The following is a 21,871-nucleotide window of genomic DNA, read 5'->3' on the forward strand; positions in this document are numbered from 1 at the left end:
CGCGCACTCGCTGCGCTGGGCCCTGATCAAGGCCGCGGCGGCCGGAACCACCATGGTCGCGCTGGCCTTCCTGATCCCGCTCGGCCTGATGGTCCAACAGACCGCCAGGGAACGGGCGTTCACCGCCGCCGAACGGCAGGCCGCGGCGCTCGGGCCGGCACTGGCGATCACCACCGAACAGGACGCCATCGACCGGGCGGTGGCCAGCACCGACGCGGGGGCGCAGGGGCGGATGGCGGTGCACCTGCCGGTGCCGGCCGGGGCGGTGGGCGCCGGGGGAGCGGGTGCCGGGGAGGCGGGTGCGGGGGGAGCGGCCGGCGAGGGTCCGGGCGGGCCGACCATCGGGGAGGGGCGCGCCACCGCGGCGGACGTGGCCACGGCCGGCGGCCAGGGCCGGGCCTTCACCGTCGCCGTGCCCGGTGGCTACGCGCTGCTCCAACCGGTCGCGGTGGACACCGGCCGGACCGCCGTGGTCGAGGTGTTCGTCGCCGAGAGCGACCTCACCCGCGGCGTCTCCACCGCCTGGCTGGTCCTCTCCGCGGTCGCCCTCGGCCTGGTCGCCGTCTCGGTGCTGGTCGCCGACCGGATGGGCGGCCGGATCGTCGCCTCCGCCCGCCGGCTCGCCGCTGCCGCCCGCTCGCTCGGCGCCGGGAACCTCGCGGTGCGCCTCCCGGTGGAGGGCAAGCAGGTCGACGGCAGCCCCGAAGAACTGCGCGAAGCCGCCCACGCGTTCAACACCATGGCCGACCGTGTCGTCCAGCTCCTCGCCGCCGAGCGCGAGTTGGCCGCCGACCTGTCGCACCGGATGCGCACCCCGCTGACCGTGCTGCGCCTCAACGCCGCCTCGCTCGGCCACGGCGACGCGGCCGACGCCACCCGGCACGCGGTGGCCCAGCTGGAACGCGAGGTCGACCAGATCATCCGCTCCGCCCGCCGCGCCCCCGAGGACGCGCCCGCCGTCGCGGTCGGCTGCGACGCCGCCGAGGTGATCCGCGAACGGGTCGGCTTCTGGTCCGCGCTCGCCGAGGACGAGGGGCGCCGCTGGCAGCTGGCCGGCGCCGAGCGGCCCGCGCCGGTCCCCGTCCAGCGCGGCGACCTGGCCGCCGCCGTCGACGCGCTGCTCGGCAACGTCTTCCGGCACACCGCCGTCGGCACCGCCTTCTCGGTCGACGTCCTGGCCACCGACGGCTCGGTGATCGTCCTGGTCGGCGACGCCGGACCCGGCTACAGCGACCCGGCCGCCGCCCTCAGGCGCGGCGAGGGGCACGGCGGGGAGGGCTCCACCGGCCTGGGGCTCGACATCGTCCGCAAGCTCGCCGAGTCCACCGGCGGGGACCTCGCGCTCGGCCGCTCCGCCGTGCTCGGCGGCGCCGAGACCACGCTGCGGCTGCGCACCCGCCCGGAGGAGGCCCCGCCCGTCCGGATCGGGCGGCGGCGGACCCGGGGCGCGCTGTTCCCGAAGTGACGGCCGACCGGGACCGGCCGTCCGGGGTTCTTCCGCAACCGGTTCTTCCTTAACGGCGGCCTAAGGGAGTTCCATCCCTCGCTCAGCCCGCCGATCCGGCCGCCCGGCGCCGCTAGCGTCGGTCGCACCGGTCCCGTTCCGACGGCCCGCGCCTCTTCCGCGCGCTCCGGGCCGCCTCGACGGCCCCGGCCGTCCGTGCTCAGTCCGCAGCCGAGCACGGGCGGCCGGGGCGCTTTCGTCACCGTACGTAGTCGATCGCGCCCAGGACGGGACCGGTCGCATCCGGTATCGTCGCTGGTTGGCCGAGTGGTGGACGGAGTGGACAGTGACAGCGGTGCAAGACGAGCGCAGCCCGGCGCGGGCCGTACCCGCCCCTCCGCCCGCCTCCCCGTCCGACCGGCTGCGGATCGCGCTCGGTGCCCCGGTGCGCGCGCTGCGTGAGGCCCCCCGCCGTCCGCTGCTGGTCGCCTCGTCCCTGGCTTTGCTGTCGCTGGTCGTATACGCAGTGGTCCGCCACTTCGTCCACACCTCGATGGTCGACATGATCGTCTACCGCGCCGAGGGAGCCGCCGTCGCCAACGGCAACGACCTCTACGCGCTGCGCGTCACCGAGTGGAACCTGCCCGCGACCTACCCCCCGTTCGCGGCGATGCTGTTCGTCCCGACCACCTGGTTCCCGATCGCTTTCCTCCGGGTGGCGATCACTCTCGGCAACCTCGGCCTGCTCGCCCTGATGGCCCACCTGTCCTTCAAGCTGGTCGGCTGGCCGCGCCGCGAGCTCCGGCCCGTCGGCGTGGTCCTGATCACCGGCCTCGGCGTCTGGCTCGAACCCGTCTTCACCACGCTCAGGTACGGCCAGATCAACCTCGCGCTCGGCTGCCTGATCCTCTGGGACCTCACCCGGTCGGACGGGCGCCGCAGCAAGGGCGTGGCGATCGGCATCGCCGCGGGCATCAAGCTCACCCCCGGCCTGTTCGCCGTCTACCTGCTGATCACCGGCCGGGTCCGGGCCGCCTTCACGGCCGGTCTGACCTTCCTCGGCACCTTCCTGATCGGCACGCTCCTCCTGCCCGACGCCACCTGGGGCTTCTGGACCAAGTACCTCTACGACTCCTCCCGGGTCGGCAAGACCGAGATCGTCGACAACCAGTCACTGCGCGGCGCCTTCGCCCGGCTGCTGCACACCCCGGACCCGGGCGTCATCGCCACCCTCGGGGTGGGCCTGGTGGCCGTCGCCGGCCTCGCCGTCGCCGCCTGGGCCGCCCGCAGCGGCCGCTGGCTGCCCCGGTCCGAGGCCTGGGGCGTCTGCGTCGCGGCCGTCACGGCGGTGCTGATCTCGCCGATCAGCTGGACCCACCACTGGGTCTGGTGCGTCCCGATGCTCGTCCTGCTCGCCGCCGAGGCCTCGGTCGAGCACGCCCGGCCCGCGGCCGTCCGCCGACTGCGCTGGCGGGCCTTCTTCTGGGCCACCCTGCTCGCCTTCCTGTCCTTCGCGATGTGGGCGGCGAAGCCGCTCGGTGCGGCCGTCCTCCACATGTCACCGCTGCGCCAGCTGCCCACCTCGATCTATCCGTGGGTCGGACTCTGCTTCCTGCTCGCCGCCGTCGTCCGGATAACGGCGCGGCGACGCTCCGCCGGCGCACCGCTCGCCCTGCTGCCCGGACAGCGCGACGGCGGCGGTCCCGACGCCGCCCGCGGCCGTCAGCAGGCCCCCGCGGCCCGCTGAGCCGGCAGGGGCGCCGTCGCTCCTGTCCTGCCTCCGGTGTTCTCCGTCCCGTCGGCCCCCTGGCCCCGGGTACGGCGGTGCTCCTGCGCCGGCCGGCGCTCCTCGGGCGTCGCGGAGCTCCTGGACGTACCAGTGCGCGCTGCGGCGCACGACCGGCGCGCCTACGCGAGCAGCTCGGCGAGCGAGCCGTCCAGGTCGAGGGCGGCCAGCTCGCTGCCCGGCGGGACCAGCCGGTGGGCCCGCTCCAGCCAGGCCGCCACGGCCGGCAGCGGCGCCTCCAGCAACGCGTCCCCGGCGGGCGAGCTCAACGCCAGGCACAGCACGCTGCGGCGGCCCGAGCGGGTCGGCCAGATCCGCACGTCGCCCTGGCCGCACGGGCGGAAGGTCCCCTCGACCAGCAGCTCGCGGGCGAACACCCAGGTCACCGGGGAGCCGGTGTCCAGGTGGAAGGTGATGTACACCGCGTACGGGTCGTGGCTGCCGTAGGTCAGCCGGGCCGGGACGGGGACGCTGTGCTCCGGGGAGAGCACCAGGTTCAGCTCCAGCTCGTGCTCCACGACGCTGACGGGGCGATCCATGATCGTCTTCCTCTCTGCCTTCACTTCGTGCCCGGTTCCGGGCCCTGTGACCTTTGAGAGGGCGGTCCGCCCCGGCTCTTACACGCGTTTCCGGGATTTCTGCGAGAAGTGCCGTGCGGGGTGGTGAACGGCAGCGGATGCCGCGCGCGGGCCCATCGCGCGCCCGTTTCCATACTCCGGGCGGCCCTCCGCTGTCCGGGGAATCACCAACTTCCGGTCGGCACTTCGGCGAGGTACTACCCTTTGTGACTGTCCGGCGACTGTCCGCCTTCGGCGGTGCCCCCACGTGCGCCGGGCGCCGGGGCGTGCGCGGGCGCGCAGCCTGTTCGACCTGTTCGCGCCGTCGCTCTTGCACCCGCTTTTCCGCACCCGTTCTTCCGCACCCGTTTCCTGCACCCGTTCGGACCCGTTTCGACCTGCTGAGGACCGGTCGTCCCCGCCGCCCCTCAGTCAGGACCCGACAGGAGAGAAAACCCCATGACGGACCGCCCCTTCGCCGCCGACGGCGACCCGGCCGTCGCCCCCGAGCCCGGCTACTACCCCGACCCGTCGATCCCCGGCTTCGTCCGCTACTGGGGCGGCTCGGCCTGGGTCCCGGGCACCACCCGGCCCGCGCCCGCCGAGGGCGAGGTGCTGCAGCCGCCCCGGTACGCCACCCGGCGGGTCGCCCCCGTTCCCGGCCCCGTCGCCGCCCCGGACCTGGCGGCGGTGCGGGCGGTGCCGCCTCCGATGGCGCCGGTGCAGGCGTCGGAGGCGGTGCCGGTGCAGGGGTCGGTGCCGGTGCCGGTGTTGCCCGAGCGTGCGGAGCCGCCCGTGGTGGTGTCCGCGACTTCGCTCCCGCCGCCGCCGTCCCGGGAGGTCCCGGGCTCCGGGGACACCGGCCCGGTGTACCTCGACCAGACGACGGGCGGGGCGTCCTTCGTGGTCGGACCGAGGGTCGCCGAGGTGATCGGCGGGCCGGTGTTCCGCACCGTCGAGCCCTCGGCGGAGGAGGCCTCCGGGGTGCCCGGGGCCTCCGGATGGCAGGCGGATCCCCGGGCCCAGCGGGGGCTGACGGAGACGGGCGGCTCCCCGCACTGGGTGTCCTGGGGGGTGCTTCCGGGGGCGCCCGAGGAAGAGGAGGGGCGCGCGGAGGTGGAGCGCGCTGCTGTTGCGGTGGAGGTCGCCACGGCCGTCGCGCCCGCCGTGGCGGTGGCGGTCCGCGAGGTGCCGGCGCCGGTCGAACCCGTCATGGCGATGCCGGTGGTCGAGGTGGCAGCCGAGCCCGAGGAGACGCCCGCCCCGGCCCGCACGGAGGCCCCGCCGGCCGAGGCTCCGGCGCCGGTGACCGGGCCCGCCGCGCCTCCCGCCGCTTCGCTGCCCGTGGTGCGGCCGGCCCGGGAGGCCGCCGTCCGTCGTCGGTCGGCGGCCCCGGTGTCCGCCGGACTGGGGCGGCGGCTGGCGGCCCGGGCGGTGGACACCGGGGTGCTGCTGGTGGTCGCCGTCGCTGCCGGGATCCCGCTCGGCGGCTCGGTCTCCGACCACCTCCGGCAGAAGCTCGACCAGGCCAGGATGGCCAGCTCCCTCGCCCGCCGGCAGGTCCAGGTCTGGCTGGTGGACGACGTGGTGCTGGGCAAGCTCGCCGCGCTGCTCGGCATCCTGGTGTTCGTCAGCCTGGTCTACGAGGTGCTGCCGGTCGCCCGGACCGGCCAGACCTTCGGCAAGCGACTGGCCCGGATCCGGGTGGTCGACGCCACCGCCCCCGGTGGCCGGACCCGGCTGAGCCTCGGCCGCTCGCTGCTGCGGTGGGTCGTCCGGCAACTCGGCACGGTGCTGCTGCTCGGACTGGTCTGGCCGCTGTTCGACCGTCCGGCGCGGCGCGGCTGGCAGGACCGGGCGGCCCGGACCCGGGTGGTCCGCGGCTGAGGGCGCGGGGCCGGGGTGTGCCGGGTGGGCTGGTGCGTCGGAGGTGCGGGGTGCGCTGGAGGTGCGGAGCGCGCCGGAGGTACGGAGGTGCCCGGGCCGGGCGGTGGGCAGCAAAACGGACAAAATGTCCCAGGCCTTGAGAATGTGTGATGTTCTACTCGGGGGATGAGCACCCACGACCCCTCAGGCCCCCAGCCGGAGGGGGGCGGTCAGCCCTCCTCCGACAAGCAGCCCCCGGCCCCGGGCGGCGGCACGCCGGAAGGCGAACCGCCGCGCCCCACCCCGTCCGACGAGCCCTACGGCGGCCCGACCGGCGCCTCGACAGGAGCCCCGTCCGGTCCGCCGCCCGGTGCCCCGTCCGAGGGCCCCGGCGCCTACCAGGGCAACTACGGCGGACCGACCCACGGTCAGAACCCGTACGGCCAACCGCCGTACGGCCAGCCCCCGCCCGGCTACGGCCCCGGCCCCGGCATGTACGGCGCCCCCAGCGGAGGCCCCGTCCCCGGCATGCCGCCGATCGGCACCTGGCCCAAGCGGATCCTCGCCCGCGTCATCGACTACGTCCTCGTTCAGGTCGTCGGCGTCATCGTCGTCAGCCCCTTCGTCGACCTCGGCACGCGCCAGGGCAGCACCGAAGCCTTCTGGCTCGGCTGCGTCATCTACCTCGTATACGAGGCACTGATGCTCGCCCGGGACGGCCAGACCCTCGGCAAGAAGGCGATGAAGATCCGCGTCGCCATGCTGGTCGACGGGAACACGCCCACCCAGGCCGCCGCCTGGACCCGGGCCGCCGTCTACATCCTCCCGGCCGTGATCTGCTGCGCCGCCCTGTGGTGGATCATCGACGGCCTGTTCGGCGTCTTCGACAAGCCCTACCGGCAGTGCGTCCACGACAAGGCCGCGAAGACCGTGGTGGTCACCACCGAGGGCTGAGCGCGGCAGCGGGACGACGGCGCCCGGCGGCGGATCAGCGCTGCCGGGCGTACTCGTGCCCGGCCGCGGCCGGGGAGGCGCCGGAGCCGTCGGCGACCGCGGCCGAGCGCGTCGAGACCGACACCGAGAGCGCCGTCACCACGGTGCCGAGCGCCAGCGCGAAGGCCACCAGGACCCCGACCTCCAGGGCGCCCGAGGCGCCGGACACGGCCAGCAGCGCCACCGTGGTGGCGACGACGGTGAACGAACCCAGGCAGAACTGGACAGCGGACGGACGTGGCATGGCGGGGAGTCCTTCGCACGTCGGGGGGCGGGCGGAACTGGTGCCGGTTCCAGGAGCCCTACCCGGCAAGGGAGTTCGGTAGGACCAGGCTAGCCCGCGGGGTCCGGGGCACAGGGGGCGCACGGACTCACCCCGGGGTCGTCCGCACCCCTCGGTACGGTGGAGCCCGACCGACACCACGCAGACCGGGGGAACCGACCGTGCCCATCCCCGCCGACTGGCCCACCACCGAGGCCCAGGCGCTCGCCGAACAGGAAAGGCTGCGGCCACTCGTCCGAGCCGTCGACGACGACGCCCCCTGCCGGCTGATCGCCGGAGTCGACGTGGCCTACGACGACGACCACGACCTCGTCGTCGCCGCCGCCGTCCTGCTCGACCCGGACACCCTGGACGTCGGCGAGCAGGCCACCGCCGTCGGCCGGATCGCCTTCCCTTACGTCCCCGGACTGCTCGCCTTCCGCGAACTCCCCGCCGTCCTCGACGCGCTGGCCGCACTCACCCGCACTCCCGACACCGTCGTCTGCGACGGCTACGGCCTCGCCCACCCCCGCCGGCTCGGCCTCGCCAGCCACCTCGGTGTCCTCACCGGGCTGCGCACCCTCGGCGTCGCCAAGACCCCCTTCACCTTCGACCACCACGACCCGGGCCCGGGACGCGGCTCCTGGACCCCTCTCACCGACCCCGCCACCGGCGAGGAGGTCGGCCGCGCCGTTCGTACCCGGCCCGGCGTCAAGCCCGTCTACGTCTCCGTCGGCCACCGCATCGGCCTCGACACCGCCGTGCACACCACCCTTCAACTCGCCCGCCGCTACCGGCTGCCCGAAACCACCCGGCACGCCGACTCGCTCTGCCGCCGCGCCCTCACCGAAGCCCAGCGCGGCCGGACGCCCGCGAACTGACCGTGCACCCGGCGGGATCCGAGCCCGGTGTGTTAGACATGAGCCACCGGGGCCCGGGGCCCCGAACGCCAGGAACGGACGCACGGGGGGCGCCGCAATGGGAACAGGAACCGGCTCGACCGGCGGAGCCAACCAGGGCTACCGGGTCGAGGTCGAGCAACTCCGCACCTTCGCCGGCCAAGTACGGCTACTGCTCAAGGAATTCGAGAAGGACGCCGACGGCAACACCACCCACGGGCGCAGCGGCATCGGCAAGACCGCCTTCGGCACCTTCGACGAGGCCACCCAGATCCACGACCGCTACAGCACCATGCGGGACGCCCTGCGGGACGTGCTCAACCAGCTCCAGAGCGCCGTCAACGACGCCCAGCGCAACGCCGAGCTGACCGCGACCACCTACGAGGAACACGACCAGCACGTGGCCACGAAGCTCAAGCTCGCCGACGACGGCTGGTCCGTGGCCGAGCCCTCGGCCGCCAGCGAGACCGCGTACGAGGCGAACCAGGTCCCCTCCCAGCGCGGCAACACCACCATCTGACCCACCACCCGACCGGAGGTGAACCACCCGTGGTCTACACCGACTTCACCAAGTACAGCCATGCCGATCTCCGCAAGATGGCACAGGCACTCGACCCCGGCGCGGTGATGGCCGCCGGCGACCCGTGGCGCAAGGCGGCGACCACCCTCAAGGAGATCCGCAAGACCCTGACCAACGTCAGCACCGAGGCGGCCACCAGCTGGGAAGGAACGACCAGCGATTCCTTCCACGCCTCCATGCTCACCCTCGCCGCCAACATCAACGAGGCTGCCGCCTACGCCAACGACGCGGCCAACACCCTCCACAACATGTCCGAGGCGATGGCCCAGGCCAAGCGCGATATGCCAGAGGAACCCGGCAACTGGGACAAGATCAAGGACACCGTCGGCGACTTCTTCAGCAGCGAGGACGACCACATCCAGGTCGCCGACCGGAAGAAGGCAGAAGCGGCCGCCGTCATGCAGACCCTCGCGATGCACTACCGCATCGCGACGCCTGCGCTGAAGGCTCCGCCGCCGCCGGGACCCAACCCGCGAAATCCGGGGACACGCGATGACGTCCGTGACGTGGGGCCACAGGACCAGAGCAGCATGGCAGCGGCGGCGGCTGCGATGATCTCGGGCACCTCGTTCGGAACTACCGGGGCGCCGGAACGAGCGACGAGCGTACCCGTGTCGAGGAGATCCACGGGCCCCGAAGGTTCGATGGCGACTCGCTCGTCGTCGAGAAGCACGCCTGCTCCGACCGATTCCGGAATCAAGGGAGGCACTGCACAGACGCCACCGAAACAGTCGATCACAGCGACTCGTGGCTCGGGTGCGGACATCTCGGGCACCCCGGTGTCGCGTCCGAGTGGGAGTCTGCCGGGCCCAATTACGTCAGGTACTCAGACGTCCGGCCTGAGTACCACGTCGCCTCTGAGTCCCACGAGTGGACCGATCGCCGGTGGCGGTGGCCAGACGAACGCCGGTCCTGAGGGGCCGTCGGTACTGGGCGGCCCTGTCGGGACCGGCTTCGGGCAGGGTAGGACCGGATTTGGTGGCAGGGAGTTTCCCGGTGGTGTGACACCGCTGGAGGGAACCGGTTCTGGCGCGGGCCGAATCGTTGGTGGTGGCGGCGAGGCCTATCCCGACATCGGAGTCAAACGAGCGGGCGGCTCCGGTGCCCGGTCCAGCGGCGCAGTCCGCGAGACCCCGCTTCCCGGGGCCGGAGCGCGGGGCACACAGGCCTTCACCGAGGGCGGATCCGGACTGGGAGCTCGCAACCGGCTTGGTGCTGAACCTGGATCCCGTGCCGCGGGCGTCATGGCGCCCGGCATGCCGATGAGTGAAGCCCAGCGTCGCAAGAGGGACCGAGGGAAGGATGGCAAGCGTCCGGACTACCTCGTCGAAGACGAGGAGACCTGGGCGCCGAACAAACCGGCCAATCCGAACGTGGTGGAATGAGACCGGTCCGTAAGCGGACAGGTGATCTGATCGCATCCCGCAGGTCGGTGATCTGCGGGATGCCTCGTTGAGTGGGGTGACCGGGTTTGACGAGCCGCCTGATGGGGCGTGGTACGACGATCCTTGCCGCCGGGACGCTGATTTGGAGCGTTGCCGCACCCTCGGCATCGGCTGACCAGATCAGGGACCAGCAGTGGGCTCTGAAGACCTTCGAGACTGAGACCAAAGTCTGGCCGATCAGCCAAGGTGAGGGCGTGGTCGTTGGCGTGATCGACACAGGCGTGAATCAAGATCACCAGGATCTGACCGGGCAGGTGCTATCAGGGGCTGACTTCTCCGGTGGCAAGACGGACGGTCGCGTGGACACTGATGGCCACGGTACCGGGATGGCGAGCCTCATCGCGGGCCACGGGCACGGCGCACAAGCAGGGGTGATGGGTCTGGCCCCGAAGGCGAAGATCCTTCCGGTGAAGATGGGGACGGATGGTGACGGTTCCGCTCCTCAGCCGGCCGCATTCGCGGGCGCGATTCTCTATGCGGTGGACCATGGTGCGAAGGTCGTGAACATCTCTCTCGGGGGGAGGGACTTCCGCTTCGATTCGAATTTGCGCAAGGCCGTCAACTACGCGGTTTCCAAGGACGTCGTGCTGGTCGCTGCTGCAGGCAACACCGGGGCTGATATGGACGTCGAATATCCGGCTGCCTTTCCAGGCGTGGTGGCCGTCGGTGCGGTTGACTCCAAGGGGGCCGTGTGGAGCAAGTCCACGTCGGGTCCTGAGATCACGTTCGTCGCGCCCGGTGCGGATGTCTACCGGGCAACTGCCAAGTCCTCAGCAAGTTATGGAGCTGGAGACGGCACCTCTGACGCCACCGCGTACGTCTCCGCCACTGCCGCACTGATCCGGTCCAAGTACCCGAACCTGTCCGCCGGTCAGGTCATCAACCGAATGATCAAGTCGGCCACCCCGCCCGCCAACGGGACAGTGGTGCCGAACAATCACTACGGCTACGGGACCGTCTCACCCGCGAAGGCACTGGATCCGAACCCTGCCGTGGACAACGGGCCGAAGGACAACCCACTGGCGAAGCGGCCGGAGTCGAAGGGCACGCCGCACATCGATGAGGACAGCGACGCGACGGACCAGCCCTCCGTGGCACCCGAAGCCGCCTCCGGCAGCGGTGGTGGCAGCGACGACACCGGCCTGGTGATCGCGGCCGTGGCCGCCGGTGCCGTCGTGCTCGGCGCGTCCGTGGCCGCCGTGGTGACGGCGCGCCGCCGTAAGCGGGCAGCCGCCGCCGTGCCGCCGTACGGGGGGCCCGGTCAGTGAGTGCTGAGCCAGTCGTCGCGTAGGGCGGCCATGTGGAGGACGTCCCAGTAGCGGTCGTCCCAGTGGTGGGCCTGGCGGGCGCGGCCTTCGTGGGCGAATCCGGCCTTGGTGTAGGCGCGGGCGGCGCGTTCGTTGTACTCGAAGACTTCGAGGTGGACGCGGTGGAGGCCGACGGTCGCGAAGGCGTGGCGGAGGACCAGCAGGGTGGTTTCGGTGCCGATGCCGCGGCCGGTGCTGTCGGGGGTGAGGGCGATCCGGTAGCTCGCGGAGTTGTTGTCCGGGTCGACGTCGGTGAGGGCGGTGTCGCCGAGGAAGCGGCCGGTGGCGGGGTCCTCGACGGCGAGGTCGAGCCGGTCGGGCTGGTCGCGGCGGGTGGCGCACCACTGGGCGATGCGGTCGCGGGTGAAGGTGGTGCGGGTGCCGGTGAGGCGGTTGGTCTCCCGGTCGGTGCAGAGTTCCCACATCGGGTCGGTGTGCCGGGCGTCCAGGGGGACGAGGCGGACGGTGGGGCCGTGCAGGGTGGGTTTCACCGCGAGGGCTGAGAGGTCCGTGGCCATGGTGCCCAGGATGCCCGCCGGGGCCGGTTCGTGCAGGGATTTACTCGGCGACGGAGATCTGTTCCCGGTGGTGGGCGGGGGTGGTGAGTTCGTCGACGATGGCGACGGCGAGGTCGGCCTGGGCGATCCGGGAGCCGAGGACGTGGGGGCCGCCGACCCGGTAGTGGCCGGTGCCGGGGGCTGTGCGGTCGAGGTCCATCGGCGGGGTGACGACGACCCAGTCGAGGGTGGCGGGGGAGGCGTGGAGCAGGTCGAGGGCGGCGGTGTGGCCGAGCGAGAAGGTGCGGTGGGCCTCGGGGAACGCGGGGTCGTCGTGGACGGCGATGCCGGGGGCGGTCTGGAGGGTGGTGGCGACGCCGACGCCGAGCAGGCGGGGGACGCCGGCCCGGCCGGGGTCGCGGACGGCTGCGGTGACGGTGAGGCCACGTCGGCGGGCCTCGGCGACGACGGCGCGGCCGACCTGTCCGCCCGCGCCGTAGAGGATGACGTCCGCGCGGCGCTGCTGCCGGGGCTCCGTGCTGGTCATGGGGGTCTCCGGTGGGTCGGTGGCGGGTGCGTCGCCTGCCGTTGCCGTGACGGTAGACCGGGGGGTGCCGGTTACTTCAACGGAACCGGCCCGACCGGAACCGGGCCAGTGGAACCGGGCCGAGCGGAACGGGCTTGAACGGAACCGGCTTCAACGGAACCGGCCGCCGGGGTACGGTCGGCGGATGACGCAGACCGGGCCGGCGCCGCTGCCGGCGGATTTCTTCCCGGCCGACTGCCCGGTGCAGTCCGTGCCGGTGTTGGGCAGCCGGAAGTGGGCCTGGCGGAATCATCCGTTGTCTGGAGGGTGGGCCGCACCGCTTCTCCGAGTTGCGGGTGCCGTTGGCGGGCATCACCGCGAAGGTGCTGGCGGAGTCGCTGCGTTCGATGGAGCAGGACGGCGCGGTGGTGCGCACGGAGTACGCCGAGAACCCGCCGCGGGTGGAGTACGCGCTGACGCCGCTGGGCCGGACGCTGCTCGGGCCGATGGACGCGATGTGCGACTGGAGCCGCGAGAACTTGGGGAGCCTGCTGGCGGCCCGGCTGGAGTACGAGCGCGCGGAGCGCTGAGTCGTTCCGGAGCGGAGGGCGGCCGGGAGCGCTACTGGCAGTATTTCGGTGGTCGCTGACGTTCCTGCCGCTGGTGGGCGGGGGTGCGGGGCGGCGATGCTGGGCGCATGAGCACTTCCGAGAACCACGCGAGCCCCGCCGATGTGAGCCCCGCCGACGCGATCGTCCCCGACACCAAGGACTGGACCTGGGTGCTGGAACGCCCCTGTCCCGAATGCGGTTTGGACACCCCGGCGGTGGCCGCCACGGCCGTCGCCGGGATGGTCCGGGACAACGCGCGGAGCTGGCTGGCGGTGCTGGCGGGGGACGAGGACGGGCTGCGCCGGCGGCGGAGCCCGGAGGTCTGGTCTGATCTGGAGTACGCCTGCCACGTCCGGGACGTCTTCCGGTTGTTCCTGGTCCGGCTGGACCTGATGCTCGACCAGGACGGTCCGCTTTTCCCGAACTGGGACCAGGACGAGACGGCGGCCGCCGAACGCTACTGGGAGCAGCGGCCGCAGGTGGTGGCCGGGGAGCTGGCGGAGGCCGGGGAGGCGCTGGCGGCGGCGTTCGAGGCGGTGTCGGGCGAGCAGTGGCGGCGGACCGGGGACCGTAGCGACGGGGCGCGGTTCACCGTCGAGTCCTTCGCCCGCTACCTGATCCATGACCCGGTCCACCACCTGTTCGACGTGACGGGCGAGCGGGTCTGAGGCAGCCGGGGTGATCGAGGCAGCTGGGGTGACTGGGGCGGCTGACCCGGCCGGGGCGGGTCACCAGCCGGAGGCCTCGTGCAGCATGGTGCGCCGGAGCCGTCCGGCGACGCTGGCGGTGTCGGTGCCGATGACGTCGGCGATCTCGGGTGCGGCGAGGCCGACGACGTAGTGCAGGATGGCCAGGTCGTCGTCGGCGGGGTGGCGGTCCGGCGCGGGGGTCTCCCGCCGGGTGTGTTCGGCGACGGTGCCGCGCAGGATCTGCCAGGCGAGCGCGGTCGGGTTCGGGCTGGTGAGCAATTCCCGCCACTGGACGGCGATCTCTGCGAACGCCTGCTGGACGGCGGTGGCCGCGTGGGCGTGCTCGGTCAGCCACACCCGGGCGTAGCTGAGGTACCGGGGGCGGTGGAGTTCGCAGAAGGCGGCGAACTCCAGCGGTACGTCCTCCGGTTCACCGGGCCCCGGGGGAGGATCGGCGTCGCTCGTGTGACGGTTGGTCATCTCGTCTTCTCGGAAAGGGAGATGGACTTCTGAGGGTCGATCATCTGTGCTCACTCTACGGTAGGCCCTAGGTGCACTGGGTGACCAATCCGATGGAATGCCCGGAACCCGTCGACGCTCGGCCGGTTCCGTTGGCGATCGGTGCGGCGCGGCGGCGGTACTGCCGGTCGGGGGCTGGTCGGGGGCCGGTCGCAGGAGTGCTGCGCAGTGGTGCGGGGGCGTCGGTGCGAGCGTGTCGCAGCTGGTCAGAGGGTGTGGCGCGGCAGTGGTCGCAGGGCAGTTGAGGTGCCACCGTAGGGCCTGTCGGAGCCGGCGTCCACGCCCAGGGCGCGAAGTCGCGTGCGCACAACCGCCTGCGCAACCGCACTCACGACGGGGGTTGCGCCGGGGTGGGGCGGCGGGCGGCGCGTCGAGTGCGCCCCGGCGGCTCGCGGCGACCGGGGCGCGGGTCCGAGCGGCGTGGGGCCGCCCGGTCAGGAGTTGGGGCGGGCCTCCGCCGGGGAGGCCAGGTTGTCTGCGGCGTGGCCGCGTTCGACCTGGGCGGGGAAGGACTCGACGGCCCGGCGCCGGACCAACTGGGCCGCTGCTGCCGCTGCCGCCCCCGCGGCTGCCTCCTCGCGCTCGCACCGGTGGTTGCCGGATGCCCCGGCGGTGTGTCCGCCCGCCGCATGGGCCCCGGCGGCGTGCCCGCCCGGCGCGTAGGTGCCGGGGGCGTGCCCGCCGCCCGGGTGCGCCCCTCCGGTGTGCGTCGCGCCCGGGTGCGTCCCCGCCGCGCGCCGTCGGCGGCCGAGCGCGATCCGCTCGGCGTGTTCCTCGGCCGCCTGTCTGGCGGCCAGGTAGGCCTGCACGGCGGCCATGCCGTAGACCGGCTGGATCAGTTGGTGCCCTTTGAAGAAGGGTCTGGCCGGGGCGAACCCGGCGGCGACCACCAGGTCGCGGATCTCTGCTATCTCGGCCTCGCTCCGGGCGGTGAAGCGGACCTCCCAGCCCTTCTTGTACGTATGGCCCTTCTCGCCGCTGCGGCGCGCCGGGTCCGGGCGGCGGACGTATCCGGGCAGACGGCCGAGGCGGAGCTGGGCCGCGCGGAGGCCGGCGGTCTCGTCACGTGACATGTCGTAAGCCTAGGCAATACCGGAGGTGCGATTGACGCCCGGAGGGTCCCTCGCCGTATGCCCTTGATCACTGTGGGTCAGGCGATCAGGTCGACGATCGTTTTCGATCAGATCCGATAGCCATATGAACGTCATTTACGCCAAATGAGTAAGGGTATGGGGACTTTAGTGCGGGCTGATCCCGGTTTCGCGACGGTTGGGTAACAGTGCGTCAGCCTCTGTCACGTGGGTCGCGGTGGTTGGGGATGGTGTGGGCATGAGCGAACGCAGTGAGCGAATCATCGAGTTGCGCGCATGGTCGGATGCCCTCGTCGAGCGTAGCGAGGTGGGCGCATGAGCTACCGGATCCCCACGCCGCCGCCTTCCCTCGAGGAGCTGGCGAAGCGTCAGCAGAACGTCGTCACCGCGAGCCAGCTGCGCGCCCGGGGCGTGCCGGCCCGGATCATCACCGAGCACTGCCGCCGGGGCGGCCCCTGGCAGCGGCTGCTGCCGAGGGTCTACCTGCTGCAGTCCGGCGAGCCGACTCCGGAGCAGCGGATGTGGGCCGCGCTGCTGTACGCGGCGCAGAACGGCCGGGAGGAGGGCCGTCGCGAGGGCGCGGTGATCACCGGTGCGGCCGCGCTGGCGCTGTACGGCTTCGCCTCGGTGCCCCGGCTGCCCGCGGTGACCGGGGTGGACGTCCTGGTGCCCCGTCAGCGCCGGCTCAAGGACGCGGGCGACGTGCGGATCCTGCGCACCGAGCGGGAGTTGGTGGCGCGTTCGGTGCACGGCCTGGCCTGCGCGCCGGTCGCCCGGGCGGTCGCGGACGCGCTGTGCGAGTGGACGGCGGACGGAAATGCGGCGGTGCCGGTGCGCGAGGTGCTCCGCGAGGCCGTCGCCCGCCCGGAGGTCCGGTGCACGGTACGGGAGTTGGCCACCGAGCTGGTCGAGTCGGGGCTGACCGGGGAACCCCGGGTGCGCGCCGCGCTGGACGAACTGCTCGCCGCCGAGCGGGACTTCGTCCTGGAGCAGGTGGACCGGCTGGTGGACGAGTGGCTGCTGCCCGCCCCGCTGGCCGCTCCGGAGCTGCGGATGCGCGGCGGCACCTACATCGGCATCCCGGACCTCTACTGGCCGGAGCGCGGTGTCGCGGTGGAGGTGGACTCGGACCTGCGCTGCGTCAGCGAGGGCGAGGCCGCCTGGGTGCGCGGCGGGCAGCACCGGATGGAGTACCTGGGCATCCGCGTGGTGTACGTCTCCGGTGCCCGGCTGGCCGCCGAGCCGGAGGCGGTCGGCGGCGAGCTGCGCGAGGCCTACCGGGCCGGCGGGACGGACGTGGTGGAGCTGCTGGTGGTCTGAGCGCCGCCCGTCCTCCTGGACGGTTCAGGACGGGCGGACCACCGGCTCGCCGACCAGCTCGACCCCGGCCGCCCGCAGCTCCTCCAGCGCGGCGGCGGTGGTATCCGGCGACACCCCGGCGGTGAGGTCGAGCAGCACCCGGGTGGTGAAGCCGGCCCGTGCGGCGTCCAGGGCGGTGGCCCGTACGCAGTGGTCGGTGGCGATGCCGACCACGTCGATCTCGTCGACCTGCCGCTCGCGCAGCCACTCCACCGGGCCGCGGCGGTTCTCGTCCAGTCCCTCGAAGCCGCTGTAGGCCGCCGAGTAGGCGCCCTTGTCGAAGACCGCCTCGACCGCCCCAGAGATCACCGCGGGCGCGAAGTTGGGGTGGAAGCCCACGCCCTCGGTGCCGGCCACGCAGTGCACCGGCCAGCTGGAGACGTAGTCCGGCTCGGGGGAGAAGTGCTCGCCCGGGTCGATGTGGTGGTCGCGGGTGGCGAGGATGTGCTGGTAGCCGGGGGAGGACTCGGCGATCAGGTCGGTGATGGCGGCGGCCACCTCGGCGCCGCCGGCGACGGCCAGGCTGCCGCCCTCGCAGAAGTCGTTCTGCACGTCGACGACGATCAGTGCCCGGTGCATGGCTCGCATCCTCGGATGTGGGGGCGGTGCGCCCCGGTGGTGGGGGCCCTCGCGAACGCCGGAGGGCGCGGGAGGAACTCCAGGGAACTCTACGGCTGACTCTAGGGAGTGGCGCGCGGCGGCGGAAGGCTTGGGGCCCGTCTTCGGACCGCCGCCCGCGGGGCGGCGTCGACGGCCCCCGTGACCGGCCGCCGGGCCGCGCGGACGCCCTCGGTGCGGACCGGCGGACCGGCGGACCCAGCGCATCGGCGGCCCGGCGGACCGGCGGATCAGCCGATCAGCTCGGTGGGGATGACCGGGTCGCCCTTGGAGAGCTGGGTGGCCGACAGCGGCAGCGCCGCGCGGGCCCGGATGTGCCGTTCGCGGGCGGCGGTCAGCGGTTCGCGGCCGACGGCCTCGCCGGCCAGCACCAGCGGCACCTGCGTCAGGTGCGGCCGCAGCTCGTCCGGGACCGGCCCGGTGCCGATCACCTCGGCCTCGGCCACGCCCTCGGCGTCCGGGCGGCGGGCGGCCCACTTGCGGCCGCCGATGCTGGTCTTGCCGCCGGCCGCGCGCTTGGCGACCGGCACCAGCGGGCCGTCCTGGGTCTCGGCGCGGGCGACCAGCTTGTAGACCATCGCGCAGGTCGGGTGGCCGCTGCCGGTGACCAGGCTGGTGCCGACGCCGTAGCCGTCCACCGGGGCGGCGGCCAGGGCGGCGATCGCGTACTCGTCGAGGTCCGAGGTGACGATGATCCGGGTCTTGCCGGCGCCGAGCTCGTCCAGCTGACGGCGGACCCGGTGGGCCGCCAGGATGAGGTCGCCGGAGTCGATCCGGACCGCACCCAGCTCGGGCCCGGCCACCTCGACGGCGGTGCGGACGGCCTCGCGCAGGTCGAAGGTGTCGATCAGCAGGGTGGTGCCCCGGCCCATCGACTCGATCTGCGCCCGGAAGGCGTCCCGCTCGCTGTCGTGCACGAGGGTGAAGGCGTGCGCGGAGGTGCCGGTGGTCGGGATGCCGTGCAGGTAGCCGGCCTCCAGGTCGGAGGTGGCGGCGAAACCGGCCACGTAGGAGGCCCGGGCGGCGGCGACGGCGGCCTGCTCGTGGGCCCGGCGGGCGCCCAGTTCGATCACCGGACGGCCGCCGGCGGCGGCCGTCATCCGGGAGGCCGCGGCCGCGACCGCCGAGTCGAAGTTGAGGATGGAGAGGATCACCGTCTCCAGGATCACCGTCTCGGCGAAGCTCCCCTCGACGGTGAGCACCGGCGAGCCGGGGAAGTAGACCTCGCCCTCGGGGTAGCCGTGGATGTCGCCGCGGAAGCGGTAGTCGGCGAGGAAGCGCAGGGTGTCGTCGTCGACGACGCCCTGGTCGGACAGCCAGTCCAGCTGGGGGGTCTCGAAGCGGAAGTTCTCGACGGCGTCCAGCACCCGGCCGGTGCCGGCCATGACGCCGTACCGGCGGCCGCTGGGCAGGCGTCGGGTGAACACCTCGAAGACGGAGCGGCGGTGCGCGGCCCCGCTGCGCAGGGCGGCCTGCAGCATGGTGAGCTCGTAGCGGTCGGTGAGGAGCGCGGTCGACCCGGCCGCGCGCACTGAAGTGGCGTCCATGGAGATGATGCTACTACCACTTAGCGTCAGAGTGACGATTTCTCGTCCCGGGGGCCGGGCCGGAATCGCCCGGGTGTCCCCCGGATGGCAGCATGGGCCATGAGGAGTTACGGACGAGTGTGCAACGAGGAGGCCCGGCGGTGAGTGTCGCGCCCGTGGAGATCGAGCGCCCGGAGGTCGAAGGACAACCGGTGACCGAGCCGGACACGCCCTGGGTGACCATCGTGCACAACGACCCGGTCAACCTCATGAGCTACGTCCAGTACGTGTTCCAGGCCTACTTCGGGTACCCGAAGGACAAGGCCCGGAAGCTGATGATGGACGTGCACACCAAGGGCCGGGCGGTGGTCTCCAGTGGCTCCCGCGAGGAGATGGAACGGGACGTCCAGGCGATGCACGGCTACGGCCTGTGGGCGACGCTGCAGCACGACTGACCGCCCATCCGGCGCACAGTGACTGACCGCCCGCCGGTCCGGCGGCGCGGCCGAAGACGACGAAGACGGGCTGACCGATACAGATGGCTGGGTTGTTCGAGAGCGCCGGCGGTGGTGGCGCGGCGATCGCGCTGGACGAGGTGGAGGCCTCCATCCTGCGGTCGCTGGAAGTGCAGATGCTGGAGCTGATCGGTCCGGGCCCGGGCGGGGACGACGGCGACGACCCGCTGGCGGCGCTGTTCGCCGAGGGGCCGTCCGAGGCGCCCGCCGACCCGGCGCTGGCCCGGCTCTTCCCGGACGCCTACGGTGGCCCCGCCGCGCCGCAGGACGAGGAGACCCGTGCCGCCGCCGCCGAGTTCCGCCGCTACACCGAGCTCGACCTGAGGGCCCGCAAGCGGGACGACGCGCTGCAGGTGGTCCGGGCGCTGGACGGCCTCGGCGGCGCCGGGGTGCTGAAGCTGGCCGCCGCCGACTGCCTGCACTGGCTGGGTGCGCTGAACGACCTGCGGCTGACCCTCGGGGTGCGGCTGGAGGTCTCCGAGGAGGACGAGCAGGGCCTCTACGAGCTGCCGGACGGCGACGAGCGCAAGCCGCTGGTGATGGCCTACCTGTGGCTGGGTGCGCTCCAGGAGTCGCTGCTGGAGGCGATCACCGACTGAGTCCGGGCGGTTTCCGCCCCACTCTCCCGGGTGATCCTGCCCGCTTCCGGGCACGCCCCGGCCGTTCCGTCCAGCATGTGGACGATTGGCCGGGGCATTCTTGCATAAAACGGGCAAAATATAATAGGACATGCTCAAATATCGCTCAGATGACACCGCTATTCGGATCGTGCGTGGTACGACTTTCCCCCACAAACGAGACCCACCCAGGACGGTGACCATGGCCGAGCAGACGTACGACCAGGTGGTCGATGCGAAACCGGACGAGGAGGGCTACGAGCGGGGGCTGGGCAGCCGCCAGATCCAGATGATCGCCATCGGCGGCGCGATCGGCACCGGCCTCTTCCTCGGTGCCGGCACCGCCATCTCCAAGTCCGGACCGAGCCTGATCCTCTCCTACGCGGTGGCCGGCCTGGTGATCTTCGCGATCATGCGGGCCCTCGGCGAGCTGCTCACCTACCGCGCGGTGTCCGGGAGCTTCGCCGAGTACGCCCGCGAGTTCCTCGGGCCCTTCGCCGGCTACGTCACCGGCTGGACGTACTGGTTGTTCTGGGTCGTCACCGGCATGGCCGAGACCACCGCCGCCGCCGTCTACGTCAAGTTCTGGGCACCGGGCATACCCCAGTGGGCCAGCGCGCTGACCTTCCTGGTGGTCCTCTACGCGGCCAACCTGATCTCGGTGAAGCTGTTCGGCGAGATCGAGTTCTGGTTCTCCATGGTCAAGGTCACCGCCATCATCGGCATGATCCTGATCGGCATCGGCGTGCTGACGCTCGGCTTCAGCAAGGCCGGTGACACGGCGTCGATCTCCCACCTGTGGCAGGACGGCGGCTTCTTCCCCAAGGGCATCGGGGCCACCGTGATGACCCTGCAGATCGTCATGTTCGCCTACCTGGGCGTCGAACTCGTCGGCGTCACCGCGGGCGAGAGCGAGAACCCCGAGAAGACCCTGCCGCGCGCCATCAACACCCTGCCCTGGCGCATCGCGCTGTTCTACATCGGCGCCCTGGTGGTCATCCTCTCGCTGGTGCCGTGGACCGAGTTCCAGCCCGGCGTCAGCCCGTTCGTCGCCGCCTTCGGCAAGATCGGCATACCGGCCGCCGCCGGCATCATCAACTTCGTGGTGCTCACCGCCGCGCTCTCCTCCTGCAACTCCGGGATGTACTCCACCGGTCGTATGCTGCGCGACCTCGCCCTGCGCGGCCAGGCCCCCGGGCAGCTCACCAAGCTCAACAGCCGGCGCACTCCGGCCGTCGCGATCACCCTGTCCTGCCTGCTGATGGGCGCCGGCGTGGTGCTCAACTACCTCGTCCCGGCGCGGGCGTTCGAGTACATCACCTCGGTCGCCACGGTCTGCGGGCTGTGGACCTGGGCGATGATCCTGATCTCCCAGATCCGCTACCGCAAGGCCTGGCGGGCCGGCCACCTGCCGCCGCCCACCTTCAAGGCCCCCGGCGGCGCCTGGGTCAGCTGGGCCGCCCTCGCCTTCCTGGCGCTGGTCGTGGTGCTGATCGGGCTGGACAAGGACAACCGGATCTCGCTGTACGTCTTCCCGGGCTGGGCCCTGCTGCTGGTGATCGGCTACCAGGTGATCAAGCGCCGCAACCCCCAGGCCGTCCACGGCCTCGCCCACGACCACCTGCACGCCGGGGGCGAGGACGCCCGCAGCGGAAACGTGGACGCCCGCTGACCGCGCTTCGGACGCCCCGGCGGACAGCCGCCGGGGCGTGTCTATCCTGACCCCATGCTGACCATCACCCGAGAGATCCGCGACCGGATCGTGGCCCACGCCCGCGCCGACCACCCGGACGAGGCCTGCGGCGTGGTCGCCGGACCGGCCGGCACCGGCCGGCCCGAGCGGTTCATCCCGATGCTCAACGCGGCCCGCTCGCCCACCTTCTACGAGTTCGACTCGGGCGACCTGTTCAAGCTCTACCGCGAGATGGACGACCTGGACGAGGAGCCGGTGATCGTCTACCACTCGCACACCGCCACCGAGGCCTACCCCTCCCGCACCGACGTGAGCTACGCCTCCGAGCCGTTCGCCCACTACGTCCTGGTCTCCACCGCCGACGGCAACGGTGAGGACGACCCCTACCAGTTCCGTTCGTTCCGCATCGTGGACGGCGAGATCACAGAGGAAGACGTCCAGGTCGTCGAGGCCTACCCGGCCTGACCGGCA

23 protein-coding genes are annotated in these 21,871 nt (G+C 72.6%); 15 read left to right on the forward strand and 8 right to left on the reverse strand.

Features of this window, described 5'->3' with window-relative positions; translation table 11 throughout:
• The first annotated feature begins 10 nt into the window (after positions 1-10).
• Positions 11-1,465, forward strand: coding sequence for a sensor histidine kinase (locus BOQ63_RS28050; protein WP_150476390.1), 1,455 nt, complete (start codon positions 11-13; stop codon positions 1,463-1,465).
• Positions 1,466-1,790: 325 nt separating this feature from the next.
• Positions 1,791-3,191 carry a glycosyltransferase 87 family protein gene (locus BOQ63_RS28055; RefSeq protein WP_078939068.1) on the forward strand — a complete coding sequence of 467 codons (1,401 nt, stop codon included), beginning with the start codon at positions 1,791-1,793 and terminating at the stop codon, positions 3,189-3,191.
• A gap of 161 nt (positions 3,192-3,352) precedes the next feature.
• On the opposite strand, the gene BOQ63_RS28060 is transcribed toward BOQ63_RS28055, so the two are convergent.
• Positions 3,353-3,769, reverse strand: a complete 417-nt coding sequence (locus BOQ63_RS28060) for an SsgA family sporulation/cell division regulator (protein ID WP_030284038.1) — start codon at positions 3,767-3,769, stop codon at positions 3,353-3,355.
• A gap of 477 nt (positions 3,770-4,246) precedes the next feature.
• On the opposite strand from BOQ63_RS28060, the gene BOQ63_RS28065 reads away from it, so the two are divergent.
• Entirely contained in the window at positions 4,247-5,674 is a 1,428-nt protein-coding gene (locus BOQ63_RS28065) for an RDD family protein (RefSeq protein WP_150476152.1), read from the forward strand.
• Positions 5,675-5,839: 165 nt separating this feature from the next.
• On the forward strand, positions 5,840-6,607 hold the full coding sequence (locus BOQ63_RS28070) for an RDD family protein (RefSeq protein ID WP_072655168.1): 768 nt from the start codon (positions 5,840-5,842) through the stop codon (positions 6,605-6,607).
• 34 nt (positions 6,608-6,641) lie between these two features.
• On the opposite strand, the gene BOQ63_RS28075 is transcribed toward BOQ63_RS28070, so the two are convergent.
• Positions 6,642-6,890, reverse strand: coding sequence for a hypothetical protein (locus BOQ63_RS28075; RefSeq protein WP_046385846.1), 249 nt, complete (start codon positions 6,888-6,890; stop codon positions 6,642-6,644).
• Between the two features lie 200 nt (positions 6,891-7,090).
• On the opposite strand from BOQ63_RS28075, the gene BOQ63_RS28080 reads away from it, so the two are divergent.
• The 4 genes from BOQ63_RS28080 (at position 7,091) to mycP (ending at position 11,100) form a co-directional block, all read left to right on the forward strand.
• Positions 7,091-7,789 carry an endonuclease V gene (locus BOQ63_RS28080; protein WP_037829538.1) on the forward strand — a complete coding sequence of 233 codons (699 nt, stop codon included), beginning with the start codon at positions 7,091-7,093 and terminating at the stop codon, positions 7,787-7,789.
• Positions 7,790-7,886: 97 nt separating this feature from the next.
• Complete coding sequence (locus BOQ63_RS28085) at positions 7,887-8,327, forward strand: DUF2563 family protein (RefSeq protein ID WP_030553273.1); 441 nt, start codon at positions 7,887-7,889, stop codon at positions 8,325-8,327.
• 29 nt (positions 8,328-8,356) lie between these two features.
• Positions 8,357-9,772 (forward strand): WXG100 family type VII secretion target, encoded by a 1,416-nt coding sequence (locus tag BOQ63_RS28090; RefSeq protein WP_072655169.1) that lies wholly within the window; start codon positions 8,357-8,359, stop codon positions 9,770-9,772.
• Between the two features lie 86 nt (positions 9,773-9,858).
• Complete coding sequence (gene mycP, locus BOQ63_RS28095) at positions 9,859-11,100, forward strand: type VII secretion-associated serine protease mycosin (protein WP_143174787.1); 1,242 nt, start codon at positions 9,859-9,861, stop codon at positions 11,098-11,100.
• Here mycP and BOQ63_RS28100 read toward each other — a convergent pair.
• Positions 11,094-11,657, reverse strand: coding sequence for a GNAT family N-acetyltransferase (locus BOQ63_RS28100; RefSeq protein WP_072655171.1), 564 nt, complete (start codon positions 11,655-11,657; stop codon positions 11,094-11,096). The two genes, mycP and BOQ63_RS28100, sit on opposite strands and share 7 nt — an antisense overlap.
• A 40-nt stretch (positions 11,658-11,697) precedes the next feature.
• On the reverse strand, positions 11,698-12,183 hold the full coding sequence (locus BOQ63_RS28105; RefSeq protein ID WP_030553284.1) for an NAD(P)-dependent oxidoreductase: 486 nt from the start codon (positions 12,181-12,183) through the stop codon (positions 11,698-11,700).
• 341 nt (positions 12,184-12,524) lie between these two features.
• Here BOQ63_RS28105 and BOQ63_RS28110 point away from each other — a divergent pair, with 341 nt between their 5' ends.
• A complete protein-coding gene (locus BOQ63_RS28110) occupies positions 12,525-12,752 on the forward strand; it encodes a winged helix-turn-helix transcriptional regulator (protein WP_370863226.1) in 228 nt (75 codons plus the stop codon).
• 107 nt (positions 12,753-12,859) lie between these two features.
• Complete coding sequence (locus tag BOQ63_RS28115; RefSeq protein WP_051746864.1) at positions 12,860-13,441, forward strand: DinB family protein; 582 nt, start codon at positions 12,860-12,862, stop codon at positions 13,439-13,441.
• Positions 13,442-13,501: 60 nt separating this feature from the next.
• Here the strand turns inward: BOQ63_RS28115 and BOQ63_RS28120 are convergent, their stop codons facing one another.
• Positions 13,502-13,942 (reverse strand): RNA polymerase sigma factor, encoded by a 441-nt coding sequence (locus tag BOQ63_RS28120; RefSeq protein WP_050366761.1) that lies wholly within the window; start codon positions 13,940-13,942, stop codon positions 13,502-13,504.
• Between the two features lie 473 nt (positions 13,943-14,415).
• A complete protein-coding gene (locus BOQ63_RS28125) occupies positions 14,416-15,054 on the reverse strand; it encodes a hypothetical protein (protein ID WP_030284063.1) in 639 nt (212 codons plus the stop codon).
• 333 nt (positions 15,055-15,387) lie between these two features.
• Between BOQ63_RS28125 and BOQ63_RS28130 the strand changes: the two genes are divergently transcribed.
• Positions 15,388-16,392 carry a hypothetical protein gene (locus BOQ63_RS28130; RefSeq protein ID WP_050366762.1) on the forward strand — a complete coding sequence of 335 codons (1,005 nt, stop codon included), beginning with the start codon at positions 15,388-15,390 and terminating at the stop codon, positions 16,390-16,392.
• A gap of 24 nt (positions 16,393-16,416) precedes the next feature.
• Here the strand turns inward: BOQ63_RS28130 and BOQ63_RS28135 are convergent, their stop codons facing one another.
• Complete coding sequence (locus tag BOQ63_RS28135) at positions 16,417-17,010, reverse strand: isochorismatase family protein (protein ID WP_150476154.1); 594 nt, start codon at positions 17,008-17,010, stop codon at positions 16,417-16,419.
• Positions 17,011-17,279: 269 nt separating this feature from the next.
• Positions 17,280-18,596, reverse strand: a complete 1,317-nt coding sequence (locus BOQ63_RS28140; protein WP_030284069.1) for a nicotinate phosphoribosyltransferase — start codon at positions 18,594-18,596, stop codon at positions 17,280-17,282.
• A 140-nt stretch (positions 18,597-18,736) separates the two neighbouring features.
• Here BOQ63_RS28140 and clpS point away from each other — a divergent pair, with 140 nt between their 5' ends.
• From clpS to BOQ63_RS28160, 4 genes are all read left to right on the forward strand, one after another.
• The gene (gene clpS, locus BOQ63_RS28145; protein WP_030284071.1) at positions 18,737-19,030 is read left to right on the forward strand and encodes an ATP-dependent Clp protease adapter ClpS; all 294 of its coding nucleotides are present in this window, start codon (positions 18,737-18,739) and stop codon (positions 19,028-19,030) included.
• 83 nt (positions 19,031-19,113) lie between these two features.
• Positions 19,114-19,689: a DUF2017 domain-containing protein gene (locus tag BOQ63_RS28150; protein ID WP_030284073.1), complete on the forward strand. Its 576-nt coding sequence runs from the start codon at positions 19,114-19,116 to the stop codon at positions 19,687-19,689.
• A gap of 220 nt (positions 19,690-19,909) precedes the next feature.
• Positions 19,910-21,379: an amino acid permease gene (locus BOQ63_RS28155; RefSeq protein WP_078867314.1), complete on the forward strand. Its 1,470-nt coding sequence runs from the start codon at positions 19,910-19,912 to the stop codon at positions 21,377-21,379.
• Positions 21,380-21,433: 54 nt separating this feature from the next.
• Entirely contained in the window at positions 21,434-21,865 is a 432-nt protein-coding gene (locus BOQ63_RS28160) for a M67 family metallopeptidase (RefSeq protein WP_030284075.1), read from the forward strand.
• The last annotated feature ends 6 nt before the right edge of the window (positions 21,866-21,871 follow it).

The sequence above is a fragment of the Streptomyces viridifaciens genome (genome assembly GCF_001888885.2).
Taxonomy (GTDB): Bacteria; Actinomycetota; Actinomycetes; order Streptomycetales; family Streptomycetaceae; genus Kitasatospora; species Kitasatospora aureofaciens.